The organism is Niallia sp. Sow4_A1 (assembly GCF_052116745.1).
Taxonomy (GTDB): Bacteria; Bacillota; Bacilli; order Bacillales; family Cytobacillaceae; genus Niallia; species Niallia hominis.
In genome coordinates this window covers 1-23146 of sequence record NZ_JBQKKM010000065.1, presented here as the reverse complement: position 1 = coordinate 23146, position 23146 = coordinate 1, and the positions used below count along the sequence as shown (strand labels likewise).

General features: G+C 35.0%; 23 protein-coding genes, 3 pseudogenes and 1 riboswitch. Of the genes and pseudogenes, 22 read left to right on the top strand and 4 right to left on the bottom strand.

Annotation, left to right across the window (positions count from 1 at the left end; all coding sequences use genetic code 11):
• A pseudogene (locus ACTQ5K_RS23145) lies at window positions 1-188 on the top strand (hypothetical protein); the annotation flags it as partial.
• A 245-nt stretch (window positions 189-433) separates the two neighbouring features.
• Here ACTQ5K_RS23145 and ACTQ5K_RS23140 read toward each other — a convergent pair.
• Both ACTQ5K_RS23140 and ACTQ5K_RS23135 read right to left on the bottom strand, forming a co-directional pair.
• Window positions 434-640 carry a hypothetical protein gene (locus tag ACTQ5K_RS23140; protein ID WP_251629547.1) on the bottom strand — a complete coding sequence of 69 codons (207 nt, stop codon included), beginning with the start codon at window positions 638-640 and terminating at the stop codon, window positions 434-436.
• A gap of 250 nt (window positions 641-890) precedes the next feature.
• Window positions 891-1060 (bottom strand): annotated as a pseudogene (locus ACTQ5K_RS23135) (transposase); the annotation flags it as partial.
• A 384-nt stretch (window positions 1061-1444) separates the two neighbouring features.
• Here ACTQ5K_RS23135 and ACTQ5K_RS23130 point away from each other — a divergent pair.
• The 9 genes and pseudogenes from ACTQ5K_RS23130 to ACTQ5K_RS23090 all read left to right on the top strand — a co-directional run bounded on the left by ACTQ5K_RS23130 (window position 1445) and on the right by ACTQ5K_RS23090 (window position 9724).
• Complete coding sequence (locus ACTQ5K_RS23130) at window positions 1445-1954, top strand: RNA polymerase sigma factor (protein ID WP_048718323.1); 510 nt, start codon at window positions 1445-1447, stop codon at window positions 1952-1954.
• Window positions 1955-1966: 12 nt separating this feature from the next.
• Window positions 1967-3436 (top strand): DUF4179 domain-containing protein, encoded by a 1470-nt coding sequence (locus tag ACTQ5K_RS23125; protein ID WP_109768502.1) that lies wholly within the window; start codon window positions 1967-1969, stop codon window positions 3434-3436.
• Between the two features lie 251 nt (window positions 3437-3687).
• A complete protein-coding gene (locus ACTQ5K_RS23120) occupies window positions 3688-4560 on the top strand; it encodes a HipA domain-containing protein (protein ID WP_154708686.1) in 873 nt (290 codons plus the stop codon).
• A 1-nt stretch (window position 4561) separates the two neighbouring features.
• Entirely contained in the window at window positions 4562-5308 is a 747-nt protein-coding gene (locus ACTQ5K_RS23115) for an HIRAN domain-containing protein (protein ID WP_251629549.1), read from the top strand.
• Between the two features lie 175 nt (window positions 5309-5483).
• Window positions 5484-5963 carry a hypothetical protein gene (locus tag ACTQ5K_RS23110; RefSeq protein WP_109768504.1) on the top strand — a complete coding sequence of 160 codons (480 nt, stop codon included), beginning with the start codon at window positions 5484-5486 and terminating at the stop codon, window positions 5961-5963.
• A 111-nt stretch (window positions 5964-6074) separates the two neighbouring features.
• Window positions 6075-7031: a TRM11 family SAM-dependent methyltransferase gene (locus ACTQ5K_RS23105; RefSeq protein ID WP_441994357.1), complete on the top strand. Its 957-nt coding sequence runs from the start codon at window positions 6075-6077 to the stop codon at window positions 7029-7031.
• Window positions 7032-7404: 373 nt separating this feature from the next.
• Complete coding sequence (locus ACTQ5K_RS23100; RefSeq protein WP_435406685.1) at window positions 7405-8190, top strand: endonuclease I family protein; 786 nt, start codon at window positions 7405-7407, stop codon at window positions 8188-8190.
• A gap of 428 nt (window positions 8191-8618) precedes the next feature.
• Window positions 8619-9236: pseudogene (locus ACTQ5K_RS23095) on the top strand (TerD family protein); the annotation flags it as partial.
• 164 nt (window positions 9237-9400) lie between these two features.
• Window positions 9401-9724, top strand: a complete 324-nt coding sequence (locus tag ACTQ5K_RS23090; RefSeq protein WP_048718248.1) for a hypothetical protein — start codon at window positions 9401-9403, stop codon at window positions 9722-9724.
• A gap of 36 nt (window positions 9725-9760) precedes the next feature.
• Here the strand turns inward: ACTQ5K_RS23090 and ACTQ5K_RS23085 are convergent, their stop codons facing one another.
• Window positions 9761-10462 carry a GNAT family N-acetyltransferase gene (locus tag ACTQ5K_RS23085; RefSeq protein WP_441994356.1) on the bottom strand — a complete coding sequence of 234 codons (702 nt, stop codon included), beginning with the start codon at window positions 10460-10462 and terminating at the stop codon, window positions 9761-9763.
• A gap of 424 nt (window positions 10463-10886) precedes the next feature.
• Between ACTQ5K_RS23085 and ACTQ5K_RS23080 the strand changes: the two genes are divergently transcribed.
• The 12 genes from ACTQ5K_RS23080 (at window position 10887) to ACTQ5K_RS23025 (ending at window position 22509) form a co-directional block, all read left to right on the top strand.
• On the top strand, window positions 10887-11738 hold the full coding sequence (locus tag ACTQ5K_RS23080) for an NAD-dependent epimerase/dehydratase family protein (RefSeq protein WP_441994355.1): 852 nt from the start codon (window positions 10887-10889) through the stop codon (window positions 11736-11738).
• Between the two features lie 28 nt (window positions 11739-11766).
• Window positions 11767-12606, top strand: a complete 840-nt coding sequence (locus ACTQ5K_RS23075) for an aldo/keto reductase (RefSeq protein WP_441994354.1) — start codon at window positions 11767-11769, stop codon at window positions 12604-12606.
• A 527-nt stretch (window positions 12607-13133) separates the two neighbouring features.
• Window positions 13134-14303, top strand: a complete 1170-nt coding sequence (locus ACTQ5K_RS23070; protein WP_251629565.1) for a ParM/StbA family protein — start codon at window positions 13134-13136, stop codon at window positions 14301-14303.
• A gap of 12 nt (window positions 14304-14315) precedes the next feature.
• Window positions 14316-14927 carry a hypothetical protein gene (locus ACTQ5K_RS23065; RefSeq protein ID WP_441994353.1) on the top strand — a complete coding sequence of 204 codons (612 nt, stop codon included), beginning with the start codon at window positions 14316-14318 and terminating at the stop codon, window positions 14925-14927.
• Window positions 14928-15396: 469 nt separating this feature from the next.
• Complete coding sequence (locus ACTQ5K_RS23060) at window positions 15397-16899, top strand: sodium-dependent transporter (RefSeq protein WP_251629569.1); 1503 nt, start codon at window positions 15397-15399, stop codon at window positions 16897-16899.
• Window position 16900: 1 nt separating this feature from the next.
• Entirely contained in the window at window positions 16901-17008 is a 108-nt protein-coding gene (locus ACTQ5K_RS23055) for a methionine/alanine import family NSS transporter small subunit (protein WP_081836551.1), read from the top strand.
• Between the two features lie 175 nt (window positions 17009-17183).
• Window positions 17184-17364, top strand: a riboswitch (Lysine riboswitch).
• A gap of 107 nt (window positions 17365-17471) precedes the next feature.
• Window positions 17472-18308 carry a transporter substrate-binding domain-containing protein gene (locus ACTQ5K_RS23050; protein ID WP_048719145.1) on the top strand — a complete coding sequence of 279 codons (837 nt, stop codon included), beginning with the start codon at window positions 17472-17474 and terminating at the stop codon, window positions 18306-18308.
• A 63-nt stretch (window positions 18309-18371) separates the two neighbouring features.
• Complete coding sequence (locus ACTQ5K_RS23045; protein WP_048719147.1) at window positions 18372-19115, top strand: amino acid ABC transporter permease; 744 nt, start codon at window positions 18372-18374, stop codon at window positions 19113-19115.
• A 19-nt stretch (window positions 19116-19134) separates the two neighbouring features.
• Window positions 19135-19881 (top strand): amino acid ABC transporter ATP-binding protein, encoded by a 747-nt coding sequence (locus tag ACTQ5K_RS23040; RefSeq protein WP_031535507.1) that lies wholly within the window; start codon window positions 19135-19137, stop codon window positions 19879-19881.
• A gap of 274 nt (window positions 19882-20155) precedes the next feature.
• Window positions 20156-20347, top strand: coding sequence for a hypothetical protein (locus tag ACTQ5K_RS23035; protein WP_048719149.1), 192 nt, complete (start codon window positions 20156-20158; stop codon window positions 20345-20347).
• Window positions 20348-20476: 129 nt separating this feature from the next.
• The gene (locus ACTQ5K_RS23030) at window positions 20477-21928 is read left to right on the top strand and encodes a DEAD/DEAH box helicase (protein ID WP_048719151.1); all 1452 of its coding nucleotides are present in this window, start codon (window positions 20477-20479) and stop codon (window positions 21926-21928) included.
• A gap of 239 nt (window positions 21929-22167) precedes the next feature.
• Complete coding sequence (locus ACTQ5K_RS23025; protein WP_048719152.1) at window positions 22168-22509, top strand: zinc ribbon domain-containing protein YjdM; 342 nt, start codon at window positions 22168-22170, stop codon at window positions 22507-22509.
• 84 nt (window positions 22510-22593) lie between these two features.
• Here the strand turns inward: ACTQ5K_RS23025 and ACTQ5K_RS23020 are convergent, their stop codons facing one another.
• Window positions 22594-22968, bottom strand: coding sequence for a hypothetical protein (locus tag ACTQ5K_RS23020; protein ID WP_441994352.1), 375 nt, complete (start codon window positions 22966-22968; stop codon window positions 22594-22596).
• Window positions 22969-23146 lie beyond the last annotated feature (178 nt).

Below are 23146 nucleotides of genomic sequence, written 5' to 3'. Positions count from 1 at the left end.
TCTTCCGCCTCGACTGTGGGTTTTTAGTTTCCGACTCTATCCCTTCAGAAGCAGCTTATTCTAGAATGATTACTATTCTTTGTGAATCCGATGTTCTTGAAAATGTGCAAGCAGTTATGTTCACAGTGACTCCCCGGAATTTGTCGAATATGGATAGAGAGTGTATCTACATGAATTTGCTAAACTGAAATAGTAGCTAACTTATTCTAAAATGTCTATTCGGAAAATAGTTTTTTGTAAAATCTGAGAAAAGAACAATTCTAAATAGGCGTTTTTACAGTCGCTATATTTATTAAACAATAATCGCAAACTTATACGTTATGGACTGTGTAACATTTATGTGAAACAAGGTTTTCTGGGGAGTCACTGTGGCAAAGATTACTATAGTGTGTCCTTACTTTTTTTAAAACGTTTCCATATCAAGAGCACTAAATTAATGAAAATAATGTACACAAATACTAGGATCATATAAATCCAAAATAAGAGGGATGGTGTCTTGCCATTTATTTAACTCTAATTGAGTAACTGTTATAACTAGTATTAAGAACACAACTGCTAATCCTATTAATATCCCCATAACAGTGTAGCGTAGTTTTTTAAATGTCATTTTGTCAATCCCTTCATTAAATATGAGACACATATTCTCCGTAATAACTCCTGTACTTGCAGTAAATCCTCTTTATTTTCCATAATTATCCTCATAAGTATATACTGAATTCGATAGCCTCAGTATTTAACTGAGGAATTGGCAGCACTTGAACTGTAAGGCAATGTTACAGAAAAGTGTCGAGCTAAACGAACAAACGGAACTAAAATTTTCTTCATAAACTCCTCTTTTCAATTATTTTAAGTGGAGGTTTGTTATGAAGGGGTATTTTTTATGTAACCACTTACATTTCTATGTTATCATAGGAAAATATTATTTCAATAAAAGATACCGAATAATGTCCAGTTTCTAAACGTAATCGCATAAACAAATGGATATTCGATAGCCAAATCCCCGTCTTTTGATAAGTTTTATTTTATTATGGTTTTCCTCCATGATGCCATTGGAAAGGGGGAGAACGCCAACACCCTCCCCTGAAGAATACCTTCATAAAGTTATATTCGCATTGACTCCTCGGATTTTGTTGAAGATTGACAAAGAGTGTTACTACAAGAATTTGCTAAATGAAATAGCAGCTAATTGATTCAGAATGTCTATTAGGAAAGTAGTTTTTTGAAAAATCTGAGAAAATAAAAACCAATCCTAAATAGGCTTTTTAACAGTCAGCTTTATTTATTAAACAATATTCGGAGCGGTCTATGATATGAATGTACAACATTTATGTGAAACAATATCTTCCGTGGAATCAATGACTGAGAATAATCCCTAAAAAAATAAATTTTAACCAATAAAAGAGGAGTCTGAAACGTCTTGTATGTGAAAGGAGGCTTAAGTAAAATGGGTCAAACGAGTTTGCATCAATCAGATACATCCATAGATAACATCGAAGAGTTTAAGAAATTGTTCAGTGAATATAAGAAGCATGTGTTTGCAATTGCACTTTCTATACTAAGAGACTTTGAATTGTCTGAAGATGTGTTACAGGAAGTGTATATTAAACTTTTTCAGCATATGAAACATAATGAGATAACAAATGTTAAAGCGTGGCTTACTAGCGTATCTCGAAACACAGCATTAGATCTGTATCGAAAGAAAAAGCGGGAACTAACAGGTTTTGACAATGATTATTTTGAACATGTGCAATATCTTTCGGGTGATCCTTTAGAAAAAATGATTTTATCTAAATACTTGGAATTGCTTGATTGCGAGGAAAGGCAGATTGTCATCTTGAAGGACATCTCGGGTATGAAGCACAGAGAAATCGCCAAAATCGTTGAAATGCCTTTGGGAACAGTACTTTGGAAGTATAGTTTAGCTCTAAAAAAACTTAGAAAAGGTATAGAGTAAGGAGGATTTCTGATGAAGAAAGATAAAATATTGAAGCATTTGGACAATGCTATTGAAAAGCAAGTGCCAGATGTTTGGGATGAAATAGAGACTCAGATACATAAAGCGGAAAAACTAGGCAATGGAGAAAAGGTTGTTAGACTAAGTAATGTTAGTACCCAAAACAAAAAAGTAACTCTTTATAAAAGAATTTCATTAGCTGCAGTAGTTGGCTTAATTGTTGCTATTATGTTCACTTTTACTCCTGTTTTAGCAACTATTCAAGAGGTATATGATAAAATCTTTTCGAGTAAGCATATTGATGATACCGGTGTAAGAACGGCAATTAATCTAGGGAATGGTCAAGCTGTTAATCAAACATTTTATGATAAAAAATATGATATAACCGTGCATTTTGAGAGTGTAATGACGGATGATAAGGAGACAAAACTTCTATTGACCTATCAAAGTGATAATACAGATTTAAAAAACGTTTATATTGATTTGTTTGAGGGTGAAAGTTCGATCAACCTGATAGTCGGAAATCAACAAAAGAAATTAGGTTCTGTAGGTTGGGGAAGTAGATATTACGATAGTAAAGAAAACAAGGTGGCTGAAGCCTTATCTTTTGCTTCAGTAAAAGAATATGAAGGACAGGACATTCGTTTAGAAATTGAAAACTTGACAATATATGATGATAAAAACGGGCCTAGTAAGGTTCAAACAATTTGGCCTATTGATTTTAAGCTTGCTAAATCAGCCATCTCAGATAGAGAAACTGTAGAAGTAAATAAAGAATTCACTTTTAGACAAGAAACATACAAGATTAAGCAGATAGAATTTTCGCAGCTAGAAACAAGAGTGGTCGTTACTATACCACCTAATCCGAATGCCGTGCAGAACATGGATGGAATACAAACTAGAGTAATGAGTAAATTGGAACATAAATTTCTTGATGCAAGAAAAATAGATAAGGAATATGGTTATATCGTTGATGAAAAAAAATCGGGTGTATTTTTGAAATCAGCTGGTGAACGAGTTGACCCAATTTTTAGTAAGGGTGAAGTTGAAGGTGCAGAAGATGAGTACATTATGATTTTTGCTCCGGTTAAAAATCGACAAGACTGTATTCTTGAAATCGGTGACGATATTAAAATACCACTCATTGGTAGTGGAACTGCAACTTTAGAAAAACAATCCGAAGATAGTGAAAAACAAATTATAGACGAAGTGTTAGCTAAAAATGGATATACAGCAGAACCACTTTCACATGATGAAATGAAAGAAATAGATTTATATCTTAAAAAATATCAATCCGAATTTTCAATCGACAGAACAGTAATAGGAAAATTGAAAAATCATGAAAATTCTAAAATTATAGAAGTTTCCATATCACAAACATCAGATATTCTTACTGAAATTCAAGCTGAAAATCCAGAAGAAGCTGAAAAAGCTAGAAAAGAAAATGGGTTATCTTTCATTCCGATTTATTTAACGAACTGAGAAATAAGTTATGTTCACAGGGACTCCCCGGAATTTGTCGAATATTGATAGTGAGTGTAACTATATGAATTGTTAAACTGAAATAGTAGCTAATTTATTCTAAAATGTCTGTTCGGAAAAATGGAAATAGTAGGAAATTTAAATTATCAGTATAAATTGATTAAAACAGAAAAAATTGAAATCTTTTACATGTGTAATTAGAATCCATATGTTAATATTAATTAAACAATAAGTAAAAGGACCGAATAAAAATGTTAAAGGATATCAGTGATTGGGAACTAGTGGGCTATGGTGGGAAAAGTACACTCGAAAAAGAGGAGTTACGTTCTCCAAATCGAATAGATTATTTGATTAAATATCCAAGAGAGTTTGATGAAGGTGTTTCTTGGGAAGATCTTACTGAATTAATTGCTGCTAAAATTGGTACACTTTGCGGTCTTGAAATGATGAAAGTTGAAATGGTAATAAGAAAGGGGAAGAGGGGGTGTCTTTTACGTAATTTTGTAAAAGAGCACAATGCAATGATGGCTGAAGAAGGTGGTTCCCTTTTGCCTAGTCTAGTGGACGGTTATCAAGAATTATTAGAGTCACCTCTGAAAAACATTGAATTAATTGAATATGGATTCAAATTTATGGAGAAATTTCCTTATTGGTCCGCGATGAAATCTGAATTTATTAATTTACAATTATTCGATGTCCTAATTGGCAATCAAGATCGACATCCGTTTAATTGGACATTGCTGTTTTTACATTCAGGAGTGAAATTTTCTCCAATATATGATAATGGTGCCTCCTTAGGCTTCCGTTTTGACGATACTAAACTTGCATACATGTTGTCCAATGAACAGGAGTTGAACAAATATACTAACAAAACAAGAGTAAAAGCAGGTATATTTGAAAAGAAAAAAGTCAAAGCTAGAGATTTGATCATATATATTAGTTCTCAATATCCAGTTGAATTTAATAATGGTGTAAAGATGTTAGAGGACTTTGACATGAAGCAATATACTATTTTTATAAAATCATTAAGTATTCTAAGTGAAACACAAAAGAAGTGGTTAACGAATCTAATACCTTTTCGAAGGGGAAAAATATTAGATTGGGTAGGAAGGGGTGAAGAATAATATGAGCAACGGTCACACATTATTAGTTGTTTGGCAAGATACGAAAAGTCGGTTGTATTATCACGTAGGAACTTTATCTTATTATAATGATCAATACGAGTTTGCTTATACAAACTACGGAACGGGTCATCGAAAACTTAAAGATGCATTAGATAATGGCTACATGTTGCATCCTGCATTTCCTGATGCAAATAAGATATATCAGTCAAAAAAACTATTTCCAGCATTTGATCGTCGATTGCCTTCCCCTGATCGTTCCGATTTTAAGGCAATCATGTCTGATTTGCGTTTAAACGAAAACTCTACAAAAATGGATTTTTTACAACAAACACGTGGTCGACTTGCTAATGATACCTATTCTTTTGAGCAGCCACTACGTCGAGAAAATGATGGGAAATTTTACTCTAGCTTTTTTGTTCATGGAATGCGATATCAAAACCTTCCAGAAGAATGGCCAACATGGTTAGCCGTTAATGAACAAGTAAAGTTAATACAAGAGCCAACTAATCCTCATGACACTCATGCTGTTGGAATTTTTACTCAAGGAGGGAAACATTTAGGTTATGTCCCTGGTTTTTATAGTAAAGCCATCTTTTCATTATTATCATATAATGCGAAGCCAGAGGTTCGAGTAATTTATATTAATGAAAAGTCAACTCCACATTGGTGGCTTAAATTAAACTTTGAATGTAAAGTTCCTTCTATTCAATTATCTGCTTCATCAGAAGTATTGTCTGTGATGCAATAAACAAAATAGTTAAAACAAGCTCGTAAATCTAGATTGTTTAGAGGTACGGGCTAATTATATACTTTTAAAGTAAGTTAATGAAATGGCGTCCCTTTCCAACTTTACGTTGAACCCTATCATAAGTAAATAAGCTTTTGTTATAATAATTAGTATCAAAAACACCCTGGAGGCAAATATGCTATCATTTGAAGATAAACTAAAAATCATCGAATCGTTCCCCCAATTGGAACGAAAAAATGTGTCATTAAAACGTGTTAATTTTCATTATCTGGAAAGTGGAAGTGACAAAAAGAACGTAGTGTATCACTTACATCCAAATGGAAATGGATTTGTGTATGCGGACAAGCTAAATGAGTATGATACAGATGATAAAGGTATGGTAAATATTCGAGATTTTTCAGAGGAAGAATTAAGAGAAATTATCGAAAAATCTATTCAATCATTAGAACCCAATGCACTAGAAGGAGAGAAGATTGAAGAAGAAGCAATGGAAGAAGAAAAATGGGCTGATTCTGAAAATAATACGCTCCTCCTTCTTCAAGAAGAAGGATTTTGGAATATATATGCCGGAGTAAATTTAGAAAATAGTTTTTCAAGCTATATGGAAGCGCGTGAATATCTACAAGAAGAAGGCTTTACCAAATCTAACATGTAAGAATTATAGGAAAGTCAGGATAGCCATACTCCTAATCAAGAGTATGGCATTTTGAGATTGAAAAAATGGAACAGCTAAGGGGGCTTATCCAAAAAAAGGGAGAGAAAGAACTTGAGCCAAAATAGTGTAGTGCCAAACACCTTTCTATATACATTTAATTATGCTGAAGAAGAAGAACATTTATGTAAATTGGAAGTTCGTTCCCTATTTCGTACTAACTTACATGCCTTTATATTAGAGAGCAGGATGAATGTAGACCCAAGTAGGAGTCCTTTTATAAAAGGAAAAATAGAAGTTCTATTTAAGGGTGATACGTTGGAAGATCTATTAAAAAAGGTTGAAGCCATGCCTGCGTGGAATAGTACTTATAAGGTAATTGGCATCAATTATCGAGATATAGATCCCCTAGATAAAATGGGTTTTGAAGAAAGGAAGGCAATCGCTAGACAAGTTGGATGCTTGATTCCAGGTGTAGCGAATCTTCATCATCCTGAGATAGTTTTCTCGATTACCAAGTTAAAAGGAAAATGGTATTTCGGATGCTATTCGGAAAACCAAGGTATTTGGCTTATTCATCAACAAAAGCCTCACAATTACTCAACGGCATTAAATACAAGAGTGGCCAGAGCACTAGTGAATATTGCGGTTCCAGAATTAACTGGTGTTAAGGTGATTGATCCATGCTGTGGCATCGGGACAGTATTGGTAGAGGCCTTATCGATGGGAGTTAATATAACAGGTAGTGACAACAATCCTTTAGTAATGAAAGGCATTCGTAATAATCTCGCACATTTTGACCTTTCTGGACCAGTATTCTTAAGAGATATCAGAGACAAAACAGAAATGTATGATGTTGCCATTATAGACATGCCTTATAACCTTTGCTCCGTCGTGTCAGATAAGGAAAAATTTGAAATGCTTCAATGTGCACGTCGCTTTGCGAAAAAAATGGTCGTCGTGACAACGGAAAATATAGATGAAATACTAAATGAAGTAGGTTTTGAAATAGTAGATCGGTGTGAAGTTAAAAAGGGGAAGTTTATACGCCAAATAATTGTTTGTTGTTAATGCGTGGGGATGGAATCATAGAAATTTTCCATTTAGAAGGGAAAGATTGTTTACTATTTTTTCGATTAGGTACAACAGAAATCAACATAACAAAACAGTATTTCTCGGTTCATTTTGAGGAATGCTGTTTTGTTTTTTTATTCTTGGAAAACTCGCTAATATGTGGATAAGTTCATGCCATATTTTAATAGTTAAAAAGAAATTACTCCGAAAGTAGCTGTGAATAAATAGTTAGAATTGTTAAACTATTGATAATATCATGAATTAACTTCCATTTAATCCTATAGGAGGGAAGAAGATGCAGCGAAAAGAAAACATGGCTTCAAATCAGGAAGTAGAATCGAATCAAAACCAGAAATTTGAGATCCAAGAAATGCTAGTACAGGAACTAAATATAGCAAAAGCAACCTATTTAGAGTACAGCAATAACCACGTTTATTATGAAGAGGATAGAGACAAAGAAATGAAACAAACATATTATAAAGATAGCTCGCTTGATAGAAAAACCATGCATGAGTTACTAGAAAAAACACATCAAAATAAGTTAGGTTATGCACCTCACCGTTATGTTTATCCATGGGTCGATCTTAATGAGAATGGGAAACTTAAAAGTATTTATTCAGGGAAGGAAATGGATCCGGTAGCTGTTATAGAAAAGGATATTCGTATGCTTGAAGAGACAGGTGTTAATAGTAATAGTTTATCCGATAAGGTCACGTTAAACTGTGAGCATGTAGTACCTCAGTCTTGGTTTGATAAACGTCAGCCAATGAGAGGGGATTTGCATCATTTATTTGCCTGTGATCCCTCGTGTAACAGCCGCCGTGGAAACAGCCCTTATGCGGATTTTCCTGACTATGTTCCAGAAAGCTCTATTTTAGGTATACAGGAAGGCTGTGGAAAGGCGGATGAAGGGAAGTTTGAACCTGAATATGGAAAGGGAATTGTTGCGAGAGCAACCTTTTATTTTATGACTCGATATATTGGAATAATGGACAATAATCTAGTAAATCTGGAGGTTTTACTAGAGTGGCATCAGAAATTTCCGGTATCTTTGTATGAAAAACATCGTAACCTTGCTATCTATGACTTACAGGGAAATCGGAATCCATATATTGATTTTCCAGAGCTTGCAGAGAGATGGATATATGAAAAGTAAATCAATCTCCATTTGAGAGAAGAGTTTAAATAGATTCTCTCTTTTATAAGGCCCCATAGTTAGTTTAGAGGCTGGGACAAAACTAAATAACTAGTCATTAAAGACGAACAATCTTTAATTTAGCTCTTAAATAAAGCTACTTTCTCATGATGGTTATCTATGTTTTTAAACATAGTCAATTATAAAAACTAAGTCGTTCCATTGCGCTACAGACGCACGATGCGCCGGAGAGGAAGCTTAGCCTTTCCTCTATCTCCCGCAGGAGTCGAGCGTTTAATTCTGGGCTAGAAGGTCTATGTGAAAATTATGGTGTGGAGATAAAAGCTGAGGAGCAAAATAAGCCATCCGAATCTATAACTATTCAAAAACAAACACTTAAGGAACCTGTCGGAGCTGTAAATTTTCCTGAGAATAAAAATAAACAAAATACCAAGATAAGCCTTGAAAAGGTAAAGGGGAAGGTAAGTCTCGATAAAAGTCAAAGGCCAGTTATTATCGAGAAAACGCCTGAAATTACTGCGACAGTATCTTGGAAGACTGGTACCGATTACGATATATATGCTTTAGTCTACACTAAGAATGGTGAGCAAATAGATGTGGCTATGTTTGGAGCAGAAGGAACCACTCCTCTTAGAAGCTTTGGAAACGGAGCAGTTGAACACATGGGGGATGTTAGGAGAGATAGTCGAGCAACTAAGACAGAAGTAATAAAATTAAGGTTAAATGATACTATACTCGCAGTTGTTCCCGTGGTCTATTCTGCTCAGTCAAATGGGACAGGCTCATTCCACAGATACAAGGTGTCCATGAGTATAGATAATCATAACGGAACATCTGTTACCATATTTGCCAAGAATGCAAATAATAATGACAGAATTTATTCCTGTGTGCCCGGAATCCTTCATAATACGGAAGATGGGGTTATGATAAGTCCGTTGGATCTTTATAGTAAGCCAAACTCAGAATTTAGACCTAAGCTTAGGATGGGTGCTTCTAATTTGGTCGAGGTAATAATGGATGAAGGACCGAAAAATGATTACAAGTAAATTAGTATTCTATAAAAAATTTAACGTTTTATGGTTTTGTTTTAGATAGAATCGATTCTAAAAGTGACTTTTTAAGTCAATCTATTTCCTAAACAATATTTTTCGTGCATCACTAGTACTGAAAAAAACTATATATGATTAAAAACTGAAAATAGGAGGGTTATATGAGTGGAGATGGATTGATTTGGCTTGTATTGATAGTAGCTCTATTAATTTTAAATTTTTCTGCAATTTACTTCAATCGAAGAATCAAATTACCTTTTTGGTTATCAGGTATTATCTTAGGTGTATTTGGCCCCATTATTGCTTTCATTTCTGGTTCCCTATTTGTGAATCTGGACCATAGTAGTGGTGGTACTGGTGAAGGAGCAGGATTTGGAGCAGCTTTCATTGGTTTAGTCATTATTGCTAACGGAATTAGTTATCTAATCATCGGCATAGCTGCAAAAATAAAAAGTTTTCTAGCGCATAAGAATATTAATCAATAGCTAGAAAACGGAACACACAAAATATTTTCCGGATAGTCATTGTGCAGTGAGCCACTCAATCACACCTGTTGAAATCTCCATCCCTGCTTTTTGATGAAGAAATATGGAAGCTTGGTTCGTATGACTAATTTGAGAGTAAGGGATTCTATTATTTTTTATAAAATGGTGAATGATGAAGTTCAGTAGAGCGAGTCCATACCCTTGTCTTTTGTATTTTTCAATCACTACTAGTAAGCCAATTGAACCTTCATCGTGAATGCCAATAAATCCAATCACCTTATTATTTGAAAACCCACCGAAAAGAGTACCTTCCATAAGACGTTGGATAACATATGTATAATCATTAGTAGGATAAAAAGTTTTCACTAAAGAAATGTCATTTTCATTAAGACATCTTATGGTTAATGTTGGTTTTGGAATAGTCACGGGAAACTCTTTTAAAATCGCTGCCTGATAATAGGTATCTCTATGAATTAAATGGTATTTCTCCTGAACATAAGATTTGGCCCAACTTTGAAATACTTCGCATTCTTTTATCTCTTCAATATCTTGTAACAATCTCTTATAATCTTCCAAACTGTCACAACTAATCATATAGGTCTCACTCGGAACATCAAACAATACCCCCCCGTGAATATCTGATCGTATGATATTTGCTTGATGTCGTTTAATACTTTCTATTATATTAATATGATGAAGAATATTTTTATTTAAATACCTAAGCGCCATAGCTTCCATTTATTAAGCTTACTCCTTTCGGGGGTCATAAATCTTCATAACTTTTTACTTCCACAAAAATAGCGTTAACCCATCTGAATGCTAATTGATCGTTTAAGATAGTTGGAATCATTGCTTATTAAACTATTTTTTCCTAATTCCCCAAGCCTTTAGTGGTTAATTAGTATAAGAGAAGAGGGATATTCATAGCTCGTCCGAACCTGTACTCCCCCCATTTACTATTCGTGGCCTTCAGCCCATGGCTGGCTTCCAGTCTTAACCATTTCCTTCAACTTTTTTGGTCAGCATAAAAGGTATTATTTGAAAAAATGGAAGCGCTTTACCTACACTTAGTTTACACGATAAACAAAGTATAGGTAAAACACAAACTTCTTTTTAGAACTACAAAAGTATTTTTCTATTAAGTAGATACGGAGGAGAGAAAATGAAGAAAAAGGTTGTCATTACAGGTGGAAGTGGTCTACTTGGCCGAGATGTCATAAAAGAGTTTATCAATCATGGTTATGAAGTTCTTAATGTGGATAGGCAGTATCCAAAAGAAGCGCTCTGCAGAACAGTAATAACAGATTTAACAAATCTTGGTGAAGTATATGGGGTATTAGCTGATGCAGATGCGGTTGTCCATCTTTCAGCGATTCCGGTTGCATATTCCCATCCAAATGAAGTGACCTTTGAAAACAACGTTATATCTACATATAACATTTTAGAAGCAGCAGGGAATTTAGGGATTAAAAAAGCGGTAATCTCTTCAAGTGAGTCCTCCTATGGTATTTGTTTTTCAAAGCAAAATTTAACACCACAATATGTGCCAATAGATGAAGATCACCCACAATTGCCGGAAGAGAGCTATGGTTTATCCAAGATTGTTAATGAAAAAACAGCGGATATGATTCATCGTAGAACAGGGATGCAGGTCGTATCTTTTCGTTTAGGGAATGTTATCTCCCCTGAAAAGTACGAAAATTCCCCTGAATTTATCCATGATCCAGAACAGCGAAAAACGATTCTGTGGAGTTATATTGATACACGAGATGCTGCTAGTGCCTACCGATTGGCAATTGAGACAGATGGACTTAGGTCAGTTGCCCTTAATATCGGGGCGGATGAAACAAGTATGGATATAGAAAGTAAACAGTTAATGGAAACATGCTTTCCAACTGTAAAGGATTTTCGTAAAGATATATCTGGATTTGCGCCATTATTAAACAATGAAAAGGCGAAGAAATTATTAAATTGGCAGCCTGTTCATAAGTGGAGAGATTATGTAAAGATGTAATGACTATTTTAATAAGGAGAGATAATAGATGATTTCTAATCTTAGAAGTACTACTACTTTGCAGAACGGTGTGGAGATGCCATGGTTAGGCTTAGGCGTCTTTCTAGTAAAGGACGGAGAAGAGGTTGTAAATTCAGTTAAAGCTGCTCTTGAGGTCGGCTATCGAAGCGTCGATACGGCTGCTGCTTATAAAAACGAAGAGAGTGTAGGCAAAGCCATCGCTGAATCAAATGTTCCTCGTGAGGAGCTATTTATTACAACGAAAGTTTGGAATGCTGACCAAGGATATGAAGCAACATTGGCAGTATTTGACGTTAGTATGAAGAAATTGGGGCTCGAATATCTAGATCTTTATTTAATACACTGGCCACTTCCTTCACAAGGGAAATTTATAGACACTTGGAAAGCACTTGAGAAGCTTTATAAGGATGGACGTGTCCGGGCAATTGGGGTAAGTAATTTTAAGGTTCATCATCTTGAAGAAATAATCGCAAACAGTGAAATTGTGCCGATGGTCAACCAGGTAGAATATCATCCACGCTTTAATCAACGAGAATTGCATGATTTTTGCAAAAAGCACGGCATCCAGCTTGAAGCTTGGTCTCCATTAATGCAGGGTGGTCTGCTTGAGGAACCAATTTTGGTTGAACTTGCAAAAAAATACAATAAATCACCAGCGCAAATTATTATCCGCTGGGACATACAAACAGGAGTAGTGACGATTCCAAAGTCGGTTAAGCCCCATCGCATTGCTGAAAATAAGGATGTCTTTGATTTTGAACTTTCCGAAGAGGACATGGATAAAATTAGTGCACTAAATCAGGACCAACGGATGTTTGCTGATACTGATACTTTTTATAAAGTATAAGTTTAGTATTAAATATTCTCTAGTAGTAATAAAAAGGGCAACCGAATAATACAAAAAAACAGCATCCTCCATTGATAGAGAGGTGCTGTTTTTATCAAAATACCAACTCTAATATTCAGGACACAGAAGAATAATCTGAACTAATAAAATTGACTCCTTTTTCTTAGGAGATGATATCAAGATAAAGGAAATCCCCGAACAATGTTTAAAAGCCTAGACAGTAATTTCCTTGGAAAAGAATTGTTTACGTAAACAATTACAAGTATACAAAAAGTAAACAATACGTATACAAAGTCGTTTACGTGTAAACAAATGTGTAAACATGCTGTATTTACCGAATGTATACACATTTGTATTCAAAGATTACGAAAATGTCTACAAATACACTTAGTTTACGAGATGTTTACAATTAAGTGTTTTTTTGGTAAATCAATTGATTTAATCTAGCAATCTCTTATAGCCTTAAATAAGAAATAGGAGATTTAGAAAACAGAGTATCCAATAAAAAGAAAAGGAATGATGAAAAGATGAGCTCTAGAATTGCGGCTGTAGATGTTGGTAATGACTCCATTAAGGCAATCTTTGGAGAAGTAGAGTGCGAATTGAATATTCCTAATATTGTGGCAAGAGATACAGAAGACCGTCCTGTAATAGGAATAGAAGAATTAGATAACAAGAATCCTCTCGAAGGAATACATATTAAAGTTCACTCCCCTTCATTAAAAGAAAATAATGCTATCTATCGTGTTGGCCATTTAGCAACAAAGAGTAGCAGTGCAACCGAATTAGATCCAGGCAGTGCTAAATCGGAGGAAGATCAAACATTAGTGATGCTTTTTGCTACATTGGCTTTAGATGCAGTCAATGAGAAGAATTCGAATTCTTTCCCACGAATGAAAAATGTCATTGACGCAAACTATACGCTTGGAACAGGGCTCCCTCTAAGAGAAGTAAAGGAAGGTAAGGACGCTGGATATCGATCTAAATTAGTTGGTTCTGTCCATCAAGTGGAATTTCTTGTGACCCCTAAATACCAAGGGTTGAAAGTAAATATTAAATTTAATGAAGTGAAAATTTATCCTGAAGGATTTGCAGCCTATATCAATCTTGTCATGGATAATCAGTTGAAAGTTATTAATAAAGATTTAATCGATAAAAGAATTATTATTCAGGATATAGGTGGTTTATCTACAGATATCGCGGTTATAAAAAATCGAAATGTCGATGATGATAAAGCGCAAGGATTTAATCTTGGTGTATCGGAATCACTAGAGTCTATAAGAGAAGAAATTCGATCCAAACACGGCATTGAATTAGACAGTCGACGTGATGTAGTGGAAATTATCACGCGAAAAAATGACAGAAACCATATTATGGTTAAGGGAAGCCGGACAAGTGTTCATGACATTACGGATCGTATCTTACTTGAACTAGCGAAAAAACAATATCGATTATTACGTAACGTATGGCAGAAGAATTCTCAGACAGAAATCTGTTATTTTGTTGGTGGAGGAGCAAATGTACTAAAAGAGTACATTAAAACATTAAATAATAATTTAGATGGCTATAACATTGAATTCTTTGAAGATGAGAAAGAGAGCATTTGGATGATGGCAAATGCTTATTATAAGCTCATTACTGATTTTGTAAGAAAGACAGAGAAGCCTAATCTACCACAAGAACCTGTGAAAAATTAATAGGGTGATGATATGAAAAGCTCTAGTTCAAAGGGAATTAAGCGAGGACAAGCTATTTCATTTCGTGTCCCTTCTGATATTCCTGATCATCTTTTAAATCATTTACAAAAGCTTAAGGAAGTCGAAAGAAGAAATTTTTCAAGTAAAATAGCTGAGTTTGTGCTACAAGGGGTTGGTCAGTCCTTTTCAAAGGAACGAGAAACAATTACAATTCCTCTTCCCCATAAATTAAGCAAATCACAGCGAGATTGGTTGAAGCACGAGCATTCTGAGGCGTTGTTAGGTGCGATTATATACCAGCTTTTAAAAGATCCAGTTCGTTCAACAGTTTTGCTAGCATCTTTAAATAGTAATTCTTTAGATATAGACGAGGCCTTGTATTTGCAAGAAGAAAGCACAAATGAACGGGAGAAAGTAGCGGAAGCGGATGACTATTTGCATGCAACGGAAGAAACAGCTGTTATCGAAGAGATAGATAGCATGGATGATTTAGACAATTTTGATTGGGATAAAGCAACACATAATCAATCAATAGAAGCAGAAGCGGAAAAGGAACCAGAAGACAGTGAAAATGAAGATTTAGATAGTTTATTAGGAGACTTTCTTCATTCCATGAACAAGTAGTGTAGGTTGAAAGTTAGGATGCACAGGGAATTCTCGAAATTTGTCGAAGATGGATAAAGTGTGTAATTCCATGCATTTTCTGAAATGATTTAGCAGCATATTCTAAAATGTCTATTCAAAAAATAGTTCGTTAACTAAAACCAGAAAGATTAAAAACCAAAAAACGCTTGAATTCAATGTTTTTTGGTTTTTTGTTTGGGCACAAATGCTTCTTTTTCAGTTACTATATTTATTTAAACAATTTCCGTAGATTTATATGCTAAGGGATGTGTAACAGTTAGGGGAAACAAGTTTTTCATGGAGTTCCTTTGTACGGAGAAATGCAATACAAGTGATAGAAACGATAAAACAAAAATTCGACAAAAAAATCAATAAATAGTTTGACATTTCAAAAAACAGACGCTATATTAATAGAATGTGAAAAATTATCTGAATGTTTCTAAAACAGTGATTAATCGGAGGTCATCTTATGGAACAACGTCAACAATGGGGATCACGGTATGGCTTTATCTTGGCAGCTGTCGGATCTGCTGTTGGTTTAGGGAATATCTGGAGGTTTCCAGCAGTTGCTTATGCAAACGGAGGAGGAGCCTTTTTCTTACCTTATTTATTTGCAATCATAACAGCAGGGATTCCAATATTAATTTTAGAGTTTACAATCGGTCAGAAATTTCGTGGATCAGCACCATTATCGCTGTTCCGTTTAAATAAAAAAGCAGAATGGCTTGGTTGGTGGCAGTTATTAATTGCCTTTGTCATCTGTACTTATTATGCAGTTATTGTCGCATGGGCGATAAAATTTACAATTTATTCATTTGGTACGCAATGGGGTTCAGACCCTGAAAGCTTCTTTTTTGGTAGTGTATTAAAGATAGCGGATCAACCTGGCACAATAGGTGGATTAGTTCCTGGTATTGTTATTCCAGTACTTTGTGTGTGGGCAGTGGCTCTCTTTGTTTTATATCGTGGAGTTTCAAAAGGGATTGAAAGATTAAATAAAATATTCCTTCCTATCCTGATTGTTATGTTTTTAGTAATCGTAATTCGTGCTTTAACTCTTGATGGAGCGACACAAGGATTAAACGCATTTTTCAAACCAAACTGGGAAATGATTCTTGACGGAAAGGTTTGGATTGCAGCATATGGGCAAATATTCTTCTCTTTATCGATTGGATTTGCAATCATGATTACTTATTCAAGTTATCTACCAAAAAAGTCGGATATAAATAATAATGCATTCATTACTGCATTTGCAAATTCTGGCTTTGAATTATTGGCAGGTATTGGTGTATTTGCTGCACTCGGCTTTATGGCAAATCAACAAGGCGTTGCTGTTGAAGATGTAGTAAGTAGTGGGATTGGACTAGCATTTGTAGTCTTCCCTAGCATCATCAATGAATTCCCTGGAATGAATGGTCTATTTGGGGTATTATTCTTCCTTTCTCTTGTTTTTGCAGGTATGACATCGCTTATTTCTATCGTAGAAACCTTCATCGCAGGAGTTCAAGAGAAGTTTAATGTATCACGAACAAAAGCGGTACTAACAAGCGGGCTAGTGGCAACAGTAATCTCCTTGCTTTTTGCAACAAATGGCGGTTTATATTTACTTGATGTAGTTGACTACTTTATAAATAACTTTGGAATTGTTACGGCAGGATTAGTAGAAGTCATCTTAATTGCTTGGTTCTTTAGAGGATTAAATGGACTACAGACTCATTCGAATGCTATTTCTGATATACGTATTGGTGCTTGGTGGAAGTTCTGTTTAAGTATTGTAACACCTCTTGTTCTTGGTTATATGATGGTTGACAACATTCATCAGAATTTAAAGGAGAATTATGAAGGATATCCAACAACATTAATTTTGTATGCAGGTGTGTTAGTAGTCGCTTTGAGCATCATTATTGGGGTTCTTCTATCCTTTAAAAAGTGGAAATCTAATGCTCTAGACAAGAATAAGGAGGTTGTTTAATATGTCAGCTAGTGCGATCACCATGATGGTAGTTGGAATGGTTATCCTATGGGGCGGCTTAGCAGCCAGTATCTTTAATGTCGTAAGAGTTTCTAAGAAAGCTAAATAATAATTTTAAAAGGGATTGGCCATAACGATATGGTTGATCCTTTTTTATTGGTTGAAAAAGAGGAAAAGTTCACTAAAAATTCAAAATAAATAATGGATAACAAAAAACAAGTTGACGAATATCGACAAAATACGTTACTATAAAAACTAATTGAATAAGACCTCACTTTTTTTTACAGTGAGGTAGAGGCGCGATATTTAACAGTCTTTAGTGGAGTTTGAGGAGCTTTGATGCTAGGGAGAAGGAAATGTCGCCGAAGTTTGTAATATTCTCCATATTACATGCTGGGTCTGTAGTTAAGAGCTGCAGGACTGTCTCAATAAACACCTAGTTTATTGAGTTGTGCTATCTCATTTGGGATAAAAGAGAGGACTTTAGGGCTATCGCATATACTACGACCTGAGTTTATCTCAGGTCTTTTTTTGTTTTAGTAGATTAATAGGAAAACAGGGGGAAAGACATCATGAGAAACAAGTTAACATTATTTTTAGTTTTAATATTATCCGCAATGCTTTTATTAGCTGGATGTGGGACAAGCAGCGATTCAGCTTCTGGATCGAATGATGATAATACATTTAAAGTAGGGATGGAGGCAGGTTATGCTCCGTTTAACTGGACGCAAAATGATGATTCTAATGGTGCGGTGAAAATTGAAGGGTCTTCAGAATATGCTGGAGGCTATGATGTAGAGATTGCTAAAAAAGTGGCAGAAGGTTTAGGAAAAGAATTAGTGATTGTAAAAACAGAGTGGGATGGCTTAGTACCAGGATTAGTTTCAGGAAAAATTGATGCCATCATCGCAGGGATGTCACCGACTGCAGAGCGTAAAGAAACAATAGATTTTTCAGGTAACTACTATACATCCAATTTAGTAATGGTAGTAAAAAAAGGTAGTGAGTTTGAAAATGCTACGTCTATCCAGGATTTTAAAGGAGCAAAAATTACGGCACAGTTAAATACATTCCATTATTCTGTTATTGATCAAATTAATAGTGTAGAAAAAAAGACGGCAATGGATAACTTCCCCGCTATGAGAGTAGCACTGGAGTCAGGAGTTATTGATGGATATGTATCTGAACGTCCAGAAGGGATTAGTGCTTCCACTGCAAATGATAAGTTTGTAATGGTTGAATTTAAGGATGGATTCAAAACGTCAGAAGAGGAGACAACTACCGCTGTTGGTCTTCAAAAGGGCAGTGACTTAACAGAGAAGATTAACAAAATTTTAGCAGATATTCCAGAAGAAGAACGTACAAGCATGATGGATAATGCTATTAAAAATCAACCTGCAGCAGAATAAAAAAGGATAAAACCGACTGTAGCCTTTATACAGACGGTTTTATCAAGTAAGTGAGGAGAAAAGATGAGTTTTGAGTGGATCATTAAAATAATTTCAGAGAACTGGCCGATGTTTCTTCGTGGTGCTGGTGTAACGCTTTTGATTGCGTTAATCGGAACTATTATTGGAGCAGCAATCGGATTGGTTGCAGGGGTTATTCGCACTATCCCGACCCCGGAACGAGTAGTAAAAAAAGTTATATTAAAAGTAATTAATATCATCTTGTCTATCTATATTGAATTCTTCCGCGGAACACCGATGATCGTCCAAGCGATGGTTATCTTTTATGGTTCCGCGCTAGCTTTTGGTTTAAATATGGATGTGCTCACTGCAGCTATTATTGTTGTATCCATTAATACAGGAGCATATATGGCGGAAATTGTTCGTGGTGGGATTGTTTCCGTTGATAAGGGCCAGTTTGAAGCGGCTCATGCAATTGGCATGAATCATCTACAAACAATGTGGAATGTAGTGTTACCACAGGTTATTCGAAATATCCTACCAGCAACAGGAAACCAATTTGTTATTAATATTAAAGATACATCTGTATTAAACGTAATTTCTGTTACGGAATTATATTTTGTTACAAAATCCATTTCAGGAAATAACTTTAGATATTTTGAATCGTTTTTCGTAGCTTGTATGATTTATTTTGTAATGACCTTTATTGTTACGAGAATATTGCTATATATGGAGAAAAAGTTAGATGGATCGAATAATTACACGATCATCGGAAATGATGCACAGTTAGAATTAGATAAAAAATAATGGAAGAAGGTGAAGAACGATGGAACAAATCATTGATATACAGCATCTGAACAAATCCTATGGAACACATGAAGTACTTAGAGACATTAATTTCTCCGTAAATAAAGGGGAAGTTGTTTCCATCATTGGTTCCTCTGGATCTGGTAAATCAACGCTTCTTCGTTGTATAAATTTATTAGAAAAAGCAAGTGGCGGGCAAATATTTTACCATGGTGCAAATATATTGGATAGCAATCATAATGTCGCAGATTATCGCAAACATCTTGGTATGGTATTTCAACAATTTAATTTGTTTAATAATCACAATGTCCTTAAAAATTGTGTGGTGGGACAAGTAAAGGTGTTGAAACGATCCAAAGAAGAAGCAGAAAAGATGGCCATGCATTATTTAAAAGTTGTGGGAATGGATAAATATATTAATGCAAAGCCAAAACAGCTATCTGGTGGTCAAAAGCAGCGTGTTGCAATTGCGAGAGCCCTATCGATGAGTCCAGATGTCATGTTGTTTGATGAGCCTACTTCCGCTCTTGATCCAGAAATGGTGGGAGAAGTACTAAAAGTCATGAAGGACCTCGCCAATTCCGGTCAAACGATGATCATCGTAACACATGAAATGGAATTTGCGAAGGAAGTATCTGATCGGGTTATCTTTATGGACAAAGGAGTTATTGCAGAAGAAGGAAGTCCAGATCAAATTTTCCATAACCCGACACAAATACGTACGAGAGAATTCTTAAAGCGCACTTTAGTAACGCAACCATCCTAACTTATAGCTATAGCTAGAGAATGAGGAAGATAATCCGCAACCAAATAAGTGAGTTTTAGTCATAGAAGATGATCTCTGCCAGTGTAGAGGTCATCTTTTTCTATTAGAAAAAATTGGTGAAATGGGAATATGCACCTAAAGCGCCCTAATACAGGCAAAATGGAGCATAAGATTGGTGAACCTTAGCATAAGTTAAAGATGTTTTTAATATTTGAGGATTCTATGTCATAATAGAGTGAAGTGCAAGCTGTGCTCTAGGAAGGATAGATATCTTATGAAATACATGAAATCACAAATGAAAAAGTTAACCAAAGATAATAAGGACTTACAGATAAGCTTAAAGGATTTGATTGATGAACATGACCTTGATAAAAGTTCGGCTATAAGAGCATTGTATCATTCAGAAGTAGCAGCAGGCGGAAAGTATCAATCCGCATATCAAGCATTAGACTTACCAAAAGGGTAGGTCTTTTTTAGACTGTTTTATAAAGGATTGTACATTTGCCAAGAAAAGATAGCGTATAATAGAAGTTTGTATAAGAGAATGAATGTTACGGAAATAATATAAAGAATAAATAAAAAAAGAGGCTTTGTGATGAGTGAAAAAGGTTTTCATGATTTTAATTTAAGTAATCAAATAGTAAAGGCTCTAGATAGTTTAGACTATCAAATTCCAACAGAAGTACAGAGGAAGGTGATTCCTCTTGTGTTAGAGAAAATAGATCTTGTAGTGAAATCCCAAACAGGAAGTGGGAAGACAGCATCTTATGGGATTCCAATTTGTGAATTAATAGAGTGGGAAGAAAATAAGCCTCAGGCGTTAATTTTGACACCAACAAGAGAGCTTGCCGTTCAAGTAAAAGATGACTTTATTGATATAGGAAGATTTAAACGAATAAAAGCAGCGGCTATTTATGGAAAACAGCCTTTTGCCATTCAAAAAACAGAATTAAAGCAAAAAACACATGTAGTGGTAGGAACACCAGGACGTGTATTAGATCATATAGAGAGAGGTACGTTGACTTTAAATCAAATAAACTACCTTGTCATAGATGAAGCAGATGAAATGCTGAACATGGGCTTTATTGAACAAGTGGAGGCTATTATAAAGGCATTACCAAAGAATCGAGTGACAATGCTATTCTCAGCTACACTACCTGAGGCGGTTAAGGACCTATCTCTTCGCTATATGAAGACACCTATTGATATAGAAATAAAGGCAACGGGACTCACAACAGATAAAATTGATCATTCGCTTCTGAAAGTAGAGGAAAAGGACAAATTCTCTATTCTTCAAGATATAACGATTGTGGAAAATCCTGATAGCTGTATCATTTTTTGCCGAACAAAGGATAGAGTAGATACATTATGTGAGCAGTTGTTAGATTTAGGGTACAGCTGTGATCAAATTCATGGTGGTATGGTCCAGGAAGACAGACTTGAAGTAATGAATGATTTCAAAAGGGGAGAGTTCCGCTATTTAATCGCAACAGACGTAGCGGCAAGAGGTATTGATATTGATAGTATCACCCATGTTATTAATTATGACCTTCCTTTAGAAAAGGAAAGCTATGTACATCGTACTGGACGAACAGGTCGGGCAGGGAAAAAAGGGAAAGCTATCACATTTGTTACTCCATTTGAAGATAAGTTTTTAAAAGAGATTGAAGAATATATCGGTTTTGAAATTCCAACTTTAGCAGCACCTTCCAAAGAAGAGGTTTCTGCAAATAAAGCAGACTTTGAGGCAAAGAAGAACGTGGAGCCAACCATTAAAAAAGCAAAAAATGAAAAACTAAACAAGCATATTATGAAGCTATACTTTAATGGTGGTAAGAAAAAGAAGCTCCGAGCAGTAGATTTTGTGGGTACCATTGCTAAAATAGACGGAGTAACAGCAGAGGATATTGGGATCATTACAATAATGGATACACATTCTTATGTTGAAATTTTAAATAATAAAGGGCCTATCGTACTGAATAAAATGAAGAAAACAACCATAAAAGGAAAGCTGTTGAAGGTATATGAGGCTAATAAGAACGGATAAATGATTAGTTACTATTGGTTACGAATCTTTCGTATAGTTCCTTTGGGATTATTGTAATTACCTTTCCCATATATAGCATCAACTACAAAATTAGCTATCTTTGGAATTTTTAAAAGAACATCATAAGCAAGAAAGACCTTATTTGAATGAATGATTGTATGGAGGTTCATTCTACTGCTCCACTGTTTTTGATATAATACTACTTTAGTACAATTTCAAGCGGTGGAGGAAATAAAATAATGAGCAATTTGCTTAATTGTCCGAAATGTCATTCGGAATATACATATGATGATGGGACATTTTTGGTTTGTCCAGAATGCGGATATGAGTGGACGTCAAACACTGATTTGGAAACAGACGGTGATAATAGAGTGATCAAAGATGCAAATGGAAATGTTTTGAACGACGGAGATACAGTTACGGTAATCAAGGATCTGAAGATAAAAGGCAGTTCCTCTGTTTTAAAGCAAGGAACAAAGGTGAAAAATATTCGCTTGGTAGACGGTGATCATGATATTGATTGTAAAATTGCTGGATTTGGAGCAATGAAATTAAAATCGGAATTTGTAAAGAAAATATAGGCGTTTAAGATCAAGGCAGTCAAAGGGACGGTTCTACTGGAGGACAATTAATATTGTTCTCCAGTAGAACCGTCTTTTTGCAGCTTATAGAACGAACATTTCATAAAGTGCTTCTGCAATATCTTCTGGTGAATATCCACGAACCTCTCGTTGAAATAAATAGGAATCACTTTTTAGAGCGGCTAATAAAATATCTGCTTTAAAGACATTGGTGTCAGGTTTTTTTGAAGTGCTGTTCATTTCATTAAATAGGTTCACAAATTGCTGATGCAATTGATCGTGTAAGGGACTGCGCGTTCTGGGTTTAGAGGGAGGGGATGCTTCAGAATCCTCAACACCTTTAAGTAATTGGGCTTTGCTTTCTCTAAATTGGATGAATAAACGAATAATGCCTTTTAATCGCTTAAAGTTTTCCAGTGTATTAAAGTACGGTGGGATGACTGTCCTTAAGGAGTACAAGAGGAAAAACGAGTGGTTGGAATAAATTAGTTTTAACATATGACTATATGTATAATCATAAATTACAAACTCAACTTTCGCAGAGTGATATCGGCAAATAAGCCTTGATATAATTAGGAAGGCCAGCGATCCACTGTTCAAGTTGACTTTGAATTATTTTTTTGATTTTCTTATTCGT